General features: G+C 32.3%; 13 protein-coding genes. 10 read left to right on the forward strand and 3 right to left on the reverse strand.

Annotated elements, in window-relative coordinates:
• The first annotated feature begins 508 nt into the window (after nucleotides 1-508).
• Nucleotides 509-1,933: a VanZ family protein gene (locus tag JHL18_RS21310; protein ID WP_200272980.1), complete on the forward strand. Its 1,425-nt coding sequence runs from the start codon at nucleotides 509-511 to the stop codon at nucleotides 1,931-1,933.
• Nucleotides 1,934-2,026: 93 nt separating this feature from the next.
• On the opposite strand, the gene JHL18_RS21315 is transcribed toward JHL18_RS21310, so the two are convergent.
• On the reverse strand, nucleotides 2,027-2,944 hold the full coding sequence (locus JHL18_RS21315; RefSeq protein WP_200272982.1) for an SDR family oxidoreductase: 918 nt from the start codon (nucleotides 2,942-2,944) through the stop codon (nucleotides 2,027-2,029).
• A 109-nt stretch (nucleotides 2,945-3,053) separates the two neighbouring features.
• Between JHL18_RS21315 and JHL18_RS21320 the strand changes: the two genes are divergently transcribed.
• The 7 genes from JHL18_RS21320 to JHL18_RS21350 all read left to right on the forward strand — a co-directional run bounded on the left by JHL18_RS21320 (nucleotide 3,054) and on the right by JHL18_RS21350 (nucleotide 9,744).
• On the forward strand, nucleotides 3,054-4,016 hold the full coding sequence (locus tag JHL18_RS21320; protein WP_200272984.1) for a helix-turn-helix transcriptional regulator: 963 nt from the start codon (nucleotides 3,054-3,056) through the stop codon (nucleotides 4,014-4,016).
• A 507-nt stretch (nucleotides 4,017-4,523) separates the two neighbouring features.
• A complete protein-coding gene (locus tag JHL18_RS21325) occupies nucleotides 4,524-5,492 on the forward strand; it encodes a mannose/fructose/sorbose PTS transporter subunit IIA (RefSeq protein ID WP_200272986.1) in 969 nt (322 codons plus the stop codon).
• A gap of 52 nt (nucleotides 5,493-5,544) precedes the next feature.
• Nucleotides 5,545-6,351 (forward strand): mannose/fructose/sorbose family PTS transporter subunit IIC, encoded by an 807-nt coding sequence (locus tag JHL18_RS21330; RefSeq protein WP_200272988.1) that lies wholly within the window; start codon nucleotides 5,545-5,547, stop codon nucleotides 6,349-6,351.
• Between the two features lie 17 nt (nucleotides 6,352-6,368).
• Complete coding sequence (locus tag JHL18_RS21335) at nucleotides 6,369-7,280, forward strand: PTS system mannose/fructose/sorbose family transporter subunit IID (protein ID WP_200272990.1); 912 nt, start codon at nucleotides 6,369-6,371, stop codon at nucleotides 7,278-7,280.
• A gap of 295 nt (nucleotides 7,281-7,575) precedes the next feature.
• Entirely contained in the window at nucleotides 7,576-7,950 is a 375-nt protein-coding gene (locus JHL18_RS21340; RefSeq protein ID WP_200272992.1) for a DUF956 family protein, read from the forward strand.
• A 222-nt stretch (nucleotides 7,951-8,172) separates the two neighbouring features.
• The gene (locus JHL18_RS21345) at nucleotides 8,173-8,853 is read left to right on the forward strand and encodes a DUF5680 domain-containing protein (protein WP_200272994.1); all 681 of its coding nucleotides are present in this window, start codon (nucleotides 8,173-8,175) and stop codon (nucleotides 8,851-8,853) included.
• Between the two features lie 21 nt (nucleotides 8,854-8,874).
• Nucleotides 8,875-9,744 carry a methionyl aminopeptidase gene (locus JHL18_RS21350; protein ID WP_200272996.1) on the forward strand — a complete coding sequence of 290 codons (870 nt, stop codon included), beginning with the start codon at nucleotides 8,875-8,877 and terminating at the stop codon, nucleotides 9,742-9,744.
• A gap of 145 nt (nucleotides 9,745-9,889) precedes the next feature.
• Here the strand turns inward: JHL18_RS21350 and JHL18_RS21355 are convergent, their stop codons facing one another.
• Nucleotides 9,890-10,507 (reverse strand): HutD family protein, encoded by a 618-nt coding sequence (locus JHL18_RS21355; protein WP_200272998.1) that lies wholly within the window; start codon nucleotides 10,505-10,507, stop codon nucleotides 9,890-9,892.
• Nucleotides 10,508-10,904: 397 nt separating this feature from the next.
• On the opposite strand from JHL18_RS21355, the gene JHL18_RS21360 reads away from it, so the two are divergent.
• Nucleotides 10,905-11,444, forward strand: coding sequence for a hypothetical protein (locus JHL18_RS21360; protein ID WP_200273000.1), 540 nt, complete (start codon nucleotides 10,905-10,907; stop codon nucleotides 11,442-11,444).
• A 178-nt stretch (nucleotides 11,445-11,622) separates the two neighbouring features.
• Nucleotides 11,623-12,105: a hypothetical protein gene (locus JHL18_RS25740; RefSeq protein ID WP_207753083.1), complete on the forward strand. Its 483-nt coding sequence runs from the start codon at nucleotides 11,623-11,625 to the stop codon at nucleotides 12,103-12,105.
• Nucleotides 12,106-12,266: 161 nt separating this feature from the next.
• Here JHL18_RS25740 and JHL18_RS21365 read toward each other — a convergent pair whose 3' ends face one another.
• On the reverse strand, nucleotides 12,267-13,136 hold the full coding sequence (locus JHL18_RS21365; RefSeq protein WP_200273002.1) for an SDR family oxidoreductase: 870 nt from the start codon (nucleotides 13,134-13,136) through the stop codon (nucleotides 12,267-12,269).
• Nucleotides 13,137-13,247: the final 111 nt, after the last annotated feature.

Consider the following 13,247-nt stretch of genomic DNA (forward strand, 5'->3'; position numbering starts at 1 on the left):
AATCACTAAAAGAGCTGATCAAAAAATAAAGATTGTTCTCTAGGTAGGTTTAAGGAAAAAGTCTACGTTATACCTTTCAAGGTTAAGAATAGAACAAATAAATGAGTTTTGTAGGCCTGGGCGTCAATATAAATTGCTCAGGGCTATTTTTATTTTATAGAAAACTGTAAATATTTAATATGTCTGAAGCTACAAATTTCATGGGCTTAGGTGGGTGCTTTAGTGGATAACGTAAAAAGATACATCCGCATGCTAAAAATCCTCATATTAATTTTTAAATACAGATCCTCAAAAAACTTATTAGAGAAGGTCACTTCTGTAAGCTTTTTATAGATTAAGGCAATGAATAATAAGTAATGGATAAAATAGGTTGAGTATGCAAAATTTACGATATATGTTATTATAAGTAGTGTGGCTTTTAGTAAGATGTTAAGATTCATTATAAATACTAATTACCAAATAGTTACTAAATTAAAGAAAATGCGCTAAACAGAGAGGATAAAAGAAGATGAGAATTTTAGAGGTTATAGGAATTGCAAAGAAGTACCTTTTAATAGGAGGTGCAGGAATTTTATTATTATCCATTATAATGAGCATTGCATATTTTATTATATATAAAAGACTTCTAAAAGGAACAAAGACAATAAAAGTAAGACAAGCTGTATTATACTGTATGCTTTTACTTTACACAATTATAGTATTGGGAGCTACGGTTGGAATGAGATCTTCAATGAATGATAGCATAAATATGCATTTATTTAGCTCTTACATAGAGGCTTGGAATAATTTTTCGAAAGTAAATTGGAGATACATAATATTAAATATATTAATGTTTGTTCCACTAGGTTTTATGCTGCCTATGACTTTTATTAAGTGTAGAAAATGGTATATGACTTATTTTATAGGCTTTTTATGTACAGTTGCAATAGAAATTATTCAACTTGTAACTGGAAGAGGAGTCTTTGAATTAGATGATATGTTTAATAACACATTAGGCTGCATGATAGGCTATGGGATTGTAATGATTTTTATACTACTTATAGTGGATAAACATAAGAAAGCAAGTTTAATTGATAAGAAAAGATGGACCAGAAGCAAATGGCTAACTATATGTAGTCTGCAAATACCACTATGTATTACAATTATAGCTTTTAGCATTATATTTATAAGCTACTCTAAGCAGGAACTGGGAAATCTAAGTGCTGCCTTTAGCTATCGTCAGAATATGGCTAATACAAACATAAGCACAAAAGTAAAGTTTAAAGACATAGGAAGTAAAGCATATGTTTATAAGGCTAGTGTTGGAACTAAGGAAGATACCTTGAAGGTTGCCAGTAAAATACTAGGTGCAGTAAATACTAAGGTGGATGAAGCTCGTAGTGATGCTTATGATGAGACAACATTATATTATTCAAAAGATAAAAATTGCTCAGTATGGGTATATTATACTGGATTAATAGCAAGCTATAGTAATCTTGATCATAATAATTCTGCTGGATTAATTGGATTAAAATATGAGGAAGTAAAGAAAATACTAGAGAAGTTCCCTATTACATTACCTGATAAAGTGGATTTTGTTGATAAAGGTAAAGGGAGGTATGAAATATCAGTAGCTATGGCCAAGATAGGAGACAATATTCTTGATGGAGAATTAACATGTAATATTGCAGATAATAAAGATGTAGTGAATTTTGATAATAGAATTATATCCTACAGTAAGTATAAAGAATACGAAATTATATCAGAACAAGAAGCCTATAATAAGATTTTAGAAGGAAAGTTTAATGCATATTCATTAAAGGATAAACTAGAGATAAAAGATGTTAAACTAGTTTATAAGGTAGATAGCAAAGGGTTCTATCAACCAGTTTATGAGTTTACTTTAGAAGATAAAGATAGAGGAAGTATATTAATACCGGCACTAAAGCAGTAGTGAAGGAATTAACTAATAGTATAGAATATAAAAGTATTGGCGCTTTTTAAAATCAAATGTTAAATGATTTAAAAAACGCCTTTATTTATTCAATTATCTATATCCAAGAGCATTAGCAGGTTTACCAACACTCTGAACTTCAGTTATATATCTCCAACAATCAGGTTGTGAACCATCAAGATCATAAAAATTATAAACCTTTGCCATTTGTCCACTAGAAAGTGACTGACCGTTCCACCTTGCTAAGTCTGGGTCTAATGCAAGAGCAGCAACAGCGCGACCTACATAGCGAGGTGTTTCTGAAATGATAAAATGAGGCTCTTTTTTAGTAGCATCACGCCAGTTTTCCTCATTTACATCAAATTGATCTAACATCATTTCTGAGCGAAGCCACCCAGGAGTTAAGGCTACAGCAGTACATCCATATGCTTCAAGTTCTTTAGACTGAGACCATGCTATCCTAAGAATAGAGGATTTTGACAAGTCATAAAATAGAGATAAACGGTAATTTTCTGCGTTATATTCAGCTGTACCATCAGTGATTTCAACAACAAGACCACCCTTATTTTTTATTAGTAAGGGGAGTGCGTAATGACTGGTAATAATGTGAGTATCAATAGCAAGTCTTAAGATACGAAGACCATCTTTAAGTGAATGTTTCCATACGGGTACATTCCACTCAGCTAAATATTCTGCTCCCCACACATCATTTACAAGAACGTCCAACCTTCCATGCTCTCGTTCGATTCTTTCAATAAGACTTTGAACTTGGTCCGGATTTAGATGATCAACTTGAACAGCAATCCCATGTCCACCAGCTTTATCTACAAGTTCAGCTGTTTCTTCAATTGTTTCAGGACGGTTATACTCAGAACGTTGCATACGTGTAGTACGCCCAGTAACATAAACAGTAAAACCAGCTGCACCTAACTCGATAGCAATACCACGCCCTGCACCACGGGTAGCTCCAGCAACCAAAGCAACTCTTTTATTAATAGTATTTTTAATCACAAATTTTCACTCCTCTAAATTAATATGTTATGATAAGTATAACAACATATCATTGACATCATATTGTCAACAATATATATTTAATGATAAAAATTCGGGAGATTTTTTAATGAGAGTTCATAGGTTGATTTCAATTTTGTTATTAATAGAGTCCCAAGGGATGATAAAAGCTCGAGAAATTGCTGATAAGCTTGAAATATCTTTGAGAACTGTTTATAGGGATATCGATTCTTTGTGTGAAGCAGGTATTCCATTAGCCACAACTCCTGGTCCAAATGGTGGAATATATCTTATGGAGGGTTATTCAGGAGGGATAGACTATCTTCAAGAAGAGGAAATTATAAATATTTACATTAACAGTATCGGAATAATACCTGATAAACAAAGTGATATGGCTATGAAACTAAATAATGCATTAATGAAATTGCAAAAAAGATTACCTCCAAATCAAGTATCTGAGTTAAATAAGGTTAAGAAAAGATTCCATTTTGATGACACACTTTGGTGGGGGGAAAGCCATGGGCTAAAATATATTGATATTATTATATATGCTGTCCTTCAGTCAAAGAGGCTTGAAATTACATACACCAAATACAATGGGGTAACGTCAACAAGAAGGATCCATCCATATGGTATAGTTGTAAAAAGGATGGATTGGTACTTAATAGGGTACTGTGAAAAGAATAAGAACATAAGAACGTTTAAGTGTGAACGGATAATAGATAGTAAAGTTTTAAATGAATCCTTTGAATTACCTGATGATTTTGTTATTGAGGAATACTGGAGAGATTCTGAAAGCATGTTTAAAAACTCATGTGTTCAGAAAGAAAAATATCCTGTAGTTATTAAGTTAGAAAAAAATAAAGGTCACCTACTTGAAGAACTAGAGGTACTAGAAATTAATGTGGATAAAGATTATATAATAGCAACTATCAATATGTACAAATATCAATTTGCAGTGGATGATATTATGAAAATTGTTAGATATGTAGAAATTATCAGGCCTATTGAATTAAGAACTTTTGTAGAAAGTGAGCTAAATAGAATTTTAATGAAGTATAAGGATTTGTAAGTGTAATATAATAATCAGGACTACGTAGTTATTGTGTGAAAAACATCATGAATATTTAATTGTATTAGGCAAGCTATCGTAGATAGAATTAAGAAAACTACAGATAATTGCTTACAGTTCTTTGCAGTGTAGGTGGAATTTTAATATGGACAAAATAAAAAAATGAAAATTTTTTTTAAAAATATGTTGAAACATGGAAAGAATAATGTTAATATGGAAACGTACTCAAACGAGAAACATTTAGATATGGTTCTTAAGTAGATTACAATAAAAACTTAATATTCGACATGTTACTGATTCGATTAGGCATGAGCGTAGTTAAATAAAATTATTTAATATTGGTTGTGAAATCATATGTTTATACTTTTATAACGTTATTATTTATTCTTTATGATTAAATTTAGTGTATAAACAGTGTGATAAAATACCAACCTATATTATAGATTTTATTTCGATGCTCATGCTTTTTGTATTTGTAACAAATATATAATTAGGAGGTATAAAAAAATGGTAGGAATTATTCTTGCTAGTCACGGCGAATTTGCTCAAGGCATATTACAATCTGGTTCAATGATTTTCGGAGAACAAGAAAACGTTAAAGCTATTGCGTTAATGCCAAGCCAAGGACCTGATGACCTTAAAGCAAAAATGAAAGAAGCAATCGCATCCTTTGACAACCAAGATGAGGTTTTGTTCTTAGTTGATCTTTGGGGCGGTACACCATTCAATCAAGCAAATGCTCTATTTGAAGAACATAAAGACAAATGGGCAATTGTAGCTGGTTTAAATCTACCAATGCTGATTGAAGCATATGGTGCACGTTTATCAATGGGAACTGCACATGAAATTGCAACTTTCATTGTAAACTCAGCTAAAGAAGGAATTAAGGTTAAGCCTGAAGCGTTAGAACCAGTAACTGCTAAAGCTGCTCCAACTCAACAAGCTAATGCAGGTGCTCCAGGAAAGTTTGAGTATGTTTTAGCTAGAATTGACTCACGTTTACTTCATGGTCAAGTAGCAACTGCTTGGACAAAGGCTATGAACCCTACAAGAATTATTGTAGTGTCAGATGATGTATCTAGAGATAAGCTTCGTAAGAACTTAATAACACAAGCTGCTCCTCCAGGAGTAAAGGCTCATGTTATTCCAGTAGATCACATGATCAAACTTGCAAAAGATGACCAACATTTTGGAGGTCAACGTGCAATGTTACTGTTCGAAAACCCACAAGATGTTCTTAGAGCAGTAGAAGGTGGAGTGCCTTTGAAGACAATCAACGTTGGTTCAATGGCTCATTCTATAGGTAAAGTTCAACCAAGTAAAGTACTTGCTTTCAATCAGCAAGATATCGATACATTCAATAAACTTAAAAAAGCTGGACTAAATTTTGATGTTCGTAAAGTACCAAATGATTCAAAGGGAAATATGGATGAAATACTTAAGAAAGCACAAGACGAGTTAGCTAAAGTTAAATAATTTAATTATTTAAGTAGTCTAATTTATTTAGAAAAAAGGAGGTTTAATAATCGTGACTTTAAATATAATTCAAATAATATTAGTCATTATTGTAGCATTTCTAGCTGGTGTAGAAGGTATATTGGATGAATTCCAATTCCATCAACCATTAGTTGCTTGTACATTAATCGGGTTAGTTACTGGTAATTTATTACCTTGCTTAATCCTAGGTGGTACTCTTCAAATGATAGCCTTAGGTTGGGCAAACATAGGTGCTGCCGTAGCACCAGATGCTGCATTAGCATCTGTTGCATCTGCAATAATTCTTGTTCTTGGTGGTCAAGGTAAAGAAGGAGTTGCTTCAGCAATCGCTATTGCTGTTCCTCTAGCAGTTGCAGGTTTATTATTAACAATTATCTGTCGTACTATTGCTACAGCATTCGTACATTTCATGGATTCAGCTGCTAAAGAAGGAAATCTTGGAGCTATTGAATTTTGGCAAATAGCTGCTATATGTTTACAAGGTGTTCGTATTGCAATACCTGCAGGTTTAATATTAGCAATTGGTGCTGACCCAATACGTACATTACTTGCTTCTATGCCTGGTTGGTTAACTGGTGGTTTAGCAATCGGTGGTGGAATGGTAGTAGCAGTTGGTTATGCAATGGTAATCAACATGATGGCTACAAAAGAAGTATGGCCATTCTTTGCAATAGGTTTTGTACTTGCAACTGTTTCACAAATCACACTTATCGGATTAGGTGCATTAGGAGTAGCTTTAGCTCTTCTTTACTTAGCACTTAGCAAACAAGGTGGTTCTGGTAACGGTGGAAATTCAAATACTGGTGACCCAATCGGGGATCTTATAGATAGATACTAAGAAGGGAGTGTACGAAAATGTCAAAAGAATTAAAATTAAGTAAAAGCGATCGTATTTCTGTTTGGTTCCGTTCATTTTTCCTTCAAGGTTCTTGGAACTATGAAAGAATGCAAAATGGTGGATGGGCATATGCAATGATTCCTGCTATCAAAAAGCTATATACAACTAAAGAAGATAGAGCTGCTGCATTAGAACGTCACTTAGAGTTCTTCAACACTCATCCATATGTAGCTTCTCCAGTTATTGGTGTAACTTTAGCTTTAGAAGAAGAACGTGCAAATGGTGCACCAATAGATGATGTAACTATTCAAGGTGTTAAGATAGGTATGATGGGACCTTTAGCTGGTATCGGAGATCCAGTTTTCTGGTTCACTGTAAGACCAATATTAGGAGCATTAGGTGCTTCACTTGCTATCAGTGGTAATGTACTTGGACCAATAATATTCTTCGTAGCATGGAATATTATCCGTATGGCATTTATGTGGTATACACAAGAGTTTGGTTTCAAAGCTGGATCTCGTATCAGCGACGATTTATCAGGTGGTTTATTACAAGATATAACAAAGGGAGCATCTATCCTTGGTATGTTCATACTAGGATCATTAGTTAACAGATGGGTATCTGTTAGATTTGCACCAGTAGTATCAACTGTTAAATTAAGTGATGGTGCTTTCATAGCTTGGGATAAGCTTCCAGCTGGAGCACAAGGTATACAACAAGCTTTATTACAACAAGCATCTGGTATGTCATTAACTGATAGTAAAGTTACAACATTACAAGGTAACTTAGATTCATTAATTCCAGGACTTGCTGGATTAATAATCACACTTATCTGTATGTGGTTACTTAAGAAGAAAGTATCTCCAATCGTTATAATCCTTGGATTATTCGTAATTGGTATAGTTTTCCACTTAATCGGCTTAATGTAATATTTTTAACTAGCCTAGGCTTTTAGCCTGGGCTTTTGTTAACATTTAAAGTAGTTAAATATGTACTATTTTATAATAAAGTATAGTAAAAAAACAATTTTTACAAATTAATAAAGTGAATTGAGAAATGTATGTAATTTTTATTAGACTTTATAGACATAATACTTCATATTGTAATCTTTAAAATAATACTTTGTAGGTTTATAGAAAGCATTATTTAGACTACTTGATAGAAAAATATAAAGAATATATAATAACAATAAATGTGCGTATAAGTAGAAATGAGGTAGAAAAAATGGTTCAATCACTTAATACAAAGGTGGATTTAGTAATTGATGCAACAGCTTTTACTGGACTTTCAGATTATGGTAAAATCATGATCGGAGACAAAGGTTTTGAATTTTATAATTCTCGAGATGCTCACAAATTTATTCAAATTCCTTGGGAAGAAGTTGATTACGTAATTGCTTCAATTATGTTCAAAGGAAAATGGATTCCACGATATGCAATCAGAACAAAGAGAAACGGTACATATACTTTTGCTTCAAAAGATGCAAAAAAAGTACTTCGTGCTATTCGAGTTTATGTTGATCCAAGTCATATAGTTTCATCTCTAAGTTTCTTCGATGTGGTGAAACGATCAGTGAAATCAATTTTCAAAAAAAACTAGGTTAATATTATTATTAATCTAGTTTTTTTTCTATTGCATAATTATTAAAAAGCAAAAAATTAAGTTAGGCTTTGCGTGATTAATGGAACCCTTGACAGAGATGTTGAGGGTTTTCTGGACCCCTTCATCCTAAAGAAGCTACTTATAGTTGCAAATATTGCTATATTTAGTTGGTAGAGGTTTTTAGGTAGTTGGAGTATAATAATTTATGAGGTGAGAGAAATGAGTTTTAAAGAACAATTGCAAACATTGAGAAAATCGATGGGATTATCACAAGAGAAATTAGCTGAAATTATGGGAATCTCAAGGCAAGCAGTTGCAAAGTGGGAAGTAGGTCAGTCATATCCAGATATAGCAAAACTAATAGCATTAAGTGAATTCTTTAACGTAAGTATTGATAAACTAGTAAATGACTATGAGGAAAACTGTAATTTGTCTATAGAATCCAATAAAGTTAATAATATAAATGATGATGCAATAGATTTTTTACTGAGAGCTAAAAAAACCACATATGCGGCAAATGGTTCAGAGGTTAAAGCTTCAAGACCAAATTCTCATGATTTGGAGTATGTAGAAGGGGATTTTAAATACATCGACACATATCTCGGAGGGAAACAATTTTCAGGTGAAGAGGCAATATGGAATAAAGATATTCCATTATGGGCAATGAATTATTCTGGAAGAGTATTAGATGAGGCATTTTCGGGAAAGTTTTTAAAAGAAGTATTAAGCTTAGTATCAAAGGAAAATCCTTATCGCGGACCAATTATGTATGAGAAAGGTCAATATCAATATCACTGCATAATTAATGGAGAATTTGAATGGTTTCAGGGATATGAAGAGATATATTTCAATTACAATAAAGTCTATGAATGCTTTTTTCATGGTGGAAAAATTAAATAATAAATAAATGGAGAAGAAATTATGATGATGAATAGAAATGAGTCTTGCTGGTGCGGCAGTGGTTTAAAATATAAAAAATGTCACTTGAGTTTTGATGAAAAATTAATTGATTTAAGAGACAAAGGATATATAGTTCCAACAAGAGATTTAATAAAGACAAAAGAACAAATCCAAGGTATAAGAGAAAGTGCCAAGATTAATAATGGGCTTTTAGACTTAGTTAGTGCAAGTATTAAAGAAGGTATGACAACACAGGAAATAGATGATATAGCATATAACTACACAGTGGCAAATGGAGGAATTCCAGCAACTCTTAATTATGATGGATTTCCCAAAAGTATCTGTACTTCAATAAATAACGTGGTATGTCATGGAATACCTAGTAAAGATGTAGTGCTTAAAAATGGAGATATTATAAATGTAGATGCGACAACTATACTTAATGGATATTATTCAGATGCATCAAGAATGTTCATGATTGGAGAGGTAACAGAAGAGGCTAAGAGATTGGTTGAAATCTCTAAGGAATGTTTAGAAAAAGGACTACAAGCAGTGAAACCGTGGGGATTTTTAGGCGATGTAGGAGCTGCAATTCAAGAATATGCAGAAGGAAACGGATACTCTGTGGTTAGAGATTTTGGGGGTCATGGTGTAGGCTTAGATATCCATGAAGAACCATATGTTGCTCACTATGGAAAAAGAGGAACAGATATGATCTTAGTTCCAGGTATGGTATTCACAATTGAGCCTATGATAAATGCAGGAAGCTATGAATTATTTATAGACCCAAATGATGGATGGACTGCTCTTACTAAGGATGGAAGTCTTTCAGCTCAGTGGGAACACACAATCCTTGTAACAGAAGATGGCTTGGAGATTATTGCAAGATAAATTTGAGGAAAGAGTTAATAACAGATGATATTAATAAAAGAGATCATAGACATTAAAGGCTTAGTGTGGAAACAGTAAGCCTTTTTTGAATGTATTTTTATGTATTTTTAGCTCCATATATTTAAACATAACTAAATTATTTTAATTAATCACCATAAATTATACTTACTATTATATCCGTATTTTCAGAAGTATTATTACAAAGCATAAATTCATGAGTATGGTCTGAATTTATACAGTTAAGTAGAAGTAAATCATCCTCAACTGCTTCAAAAGTATTACCGTTAATAGTAGAGCAAAAGCCACCACTTACAGTGTAAAAACAAACTGCTATTAAATCTTTATTTAGTGGAGTTTCATATTGGAATTTAAGCTGGCTACTTGGATTAATATTTAGATGAAATAGTTCCCCAGTATAGTTTTCCCTAGTCATTAAGTTAAAAACTGAAGCCTTACCATAAGTTTTAGTTTTCCAATCTCCCATAAAATCATCTTGTTCAAAAGGGTTAAGTACCTTTTTGTACTTATCTTCATGGTATAGTGTTAAAGTACCTTCTATAACCATTAATTTACGTGAAACCTTTGTTAGATTGGTAAAAGTAGATTCTAGTATATCAATCTTAGCAACTCCTAGTCTCCATAAAAAGTTTTGACTGGCATAATCAGAATTTTGCGGAGAGGTTGTCAGTTCTGTTGCCATACCTCCAGACCAAAAGGTTGGTTTATAGTTTTCCTGTCTTAGTAATTCTGCATTGTATTTCATATATTAATTGCACCTCTTCTTATATATAAATAGATATACTGATTCACTTTCATAGATAAAATATTTTAATATTATTAATAAGCATAATTATCGGCTCGGATTTTCTTGAAGCTAGATGCTCCGTATGGTTTATGTCTATTATATTGAAAGATGTACAGATAATCAATTATGCAAGGAAAGCTTCTAAGTTTAAATAAAATATATTTCACCAAGATAAGGTTATTATAAAAGCTAGTTTACATAATGAATTAAAAGAAGACTTATTGGAGTATAGTTGGGTATGAAGTAGTGCATTTATGGTATAGTTTAACTGGGATAAATGATTAGAAGGAACATTTAATAGAAAATTACAACCTAAAATATTTTTAATAGTATACATGGTATTAGGGGGAACGGTATGGAAAGCAAGAAAATAGTTGTGATATTTCCAGGTGCAAATTATAGCGCAGATTGTCCATTGCTATATTATGCAGGATTTAAGTTTGAAACTAGTGGATATGAAAAAGTAGCTATTAATTATGGCGATTTTACAAATAAATATAACTCTTTAGTTCAGTTTATAGAAGTGGTTAAGAGTGATGTACTAGCAAAACTTAGTGCTATTGATTTAGCTCAATATGAGGATATAGTATTTGTTTCTAAAAGCATGGGCACAGCAGTAGCAGGGTGGATTGAGGAAAAGCTATGTATTAAAGCAAGACATATATATTTAACGCCTATTGGAGAAACTTTACCTTATATTAAGAAGGATAAAGATATTATTATTGTAGTTGCTGGTACAAGAGATAAACTATTAAATACCAATATTCTTAAGGAACACTGTATGAAAGAAAATATTCCTTTAAAATTAATAGATGGAGCTGGTCACAGGTTAGAAGTGAAGGGTGATATAGACAAAAATATAGAATTATTAAGAGAGATAGTATCAACTTATTAAGACTTAAAAGAGTTATCCGCCTAGTTTTTAATGGAACTGGAATATCTATCTGGATAATCAATTATGGCAGAGCATTAGGCTTAAGATAAGTTTGTAAGGTGTACTTGATTATTATGTTTTAACTGAGATATAATGGAAATGTTGTATCTTACAGTTTTAGAAGGGGTGAGAATCAGGTATGACATACTTATTTTTAGGATTTAGTTTATTAATAGCAATTTTATTAATAATCTCCACAGGCATTTTTTATGAGCACCACGATAAAATTAATTTTAATATGAAGAAGCGTTTAGATAAAATGTTAAAACTTATTTATTTTGCACCTATAATTGTTTTATGTATAATCATTGTTTTAACTTTTACTTACTTCAAATCAAAAGGCTATATTAGGATATCCCACGCATGGCTTGTGGTTAACTTTTGGATATGTAGTGTTATATTCTATTATATCAGTATAGTAATGGCGAAAATTAAAAAGATAATTATAATAGTTCCTTTTATTGGGATGATAGCATCTGTAGCCATTGCGATAGTTTTAACACCTTTATCAAACTATGAAAATGTGTTTCGGGATACTAACTTAATAATTCCAAATTTATTTGGATTAATTATGCTAATAATATCTTATCATTCAAACAATAAACTTTTAATAAAAAAATAAAAAATGATTTTTAATACTTAAAATGTAATATGCAAAAATAAATTGACTTGCCCAAAATGGACAAGTCGATTTTTATTTGTAGGATCTCTCTATTATTTAAATTAGAGGGAAATAGGGTGTTTTACTACTGAAATTAGTAAATTCAAGTTTTTAAAATAACTCTATTTATTGGAAATAGCATTAGCAATTTGTGTAAGTGCCTCAATGATTGGTGTTGGTTTACGACCAAGAAGTTTTTCAAAATCATTACTATTTATATCTAGTGCTCCATCTCTAATAGCTTTTTGTATGTCTAGAAGCATAGGTACTACAAAATCAGGTACTCCAGTGCTTTTCATAGCTTCACCATAAGCGGCATCATCCATTTGGTGAACTGTTACCTCTTTACCTAATACAGATCCAAGGTTAGCTGCCAATTGTTCTTGAGTCAATGGTTCTCCTGAAAGTTCAAAGATTGTATTTTCGAAGCCATTTCCTGATAGTACCGCTGCAGCAGCCTCTGCATAATCCTGCTGTAATGCCCAGCCTACCTTACCAGTACTAGCAGAAGTTAACCAAGGCGCACCTGCAAGTACTCCTTGAATGCTTCCGATCTCATTCTCTAAGTACCAGTTATTTCTTAGGAAACAGTAAGGTATGCCTGTTCTTAGTATAGCTTCTTCTGTGGCACGATGTACTGGAGCTAGAAACAAAGAACTTTCACTTGCATTTCCTACGCTAGTATATGCAATGAACTTAACGTTAGCCTTTTTTGCTGCAGTCACTGCATTTGAGTGTTGTCTTATTCTTGTTTCATTGTCACCGTCAGCTGAAATAATCAAAAGTCTGTCAACTTCAGCAAAGGCTGTGGTTAGTGTTTCAGGATGATCGAAGTCACCTTGTCTAACCTCAACACCTCTATTTCTTAAGCTTTCTGCCTTCTTAGGGTCACGAACACTAACTGCAAGATCACTTGCTGGTACAACCTTTAATAAGGCTTCCACCACCTTTGAACCTAGCTTTCCTGTAGCACCTGTTACTAATATTTTCATATTTTACACCTCCATATAGGTTTTATTTGTTTATCAAAAATTTCAGTGATATAATTAACTATACACAAATTATATTTGCCTACATAAATTAAAACAAGTACAATTATTTTT

This window comes from Clostridium yunnanense (assembly GCF_016595795.1).
Lineage (GTDB): Bacteria > Bacillota > Clostridia > Clostridiales > Clostridiaceae > Clostridium_AR > Clostridium_AR yunnanense.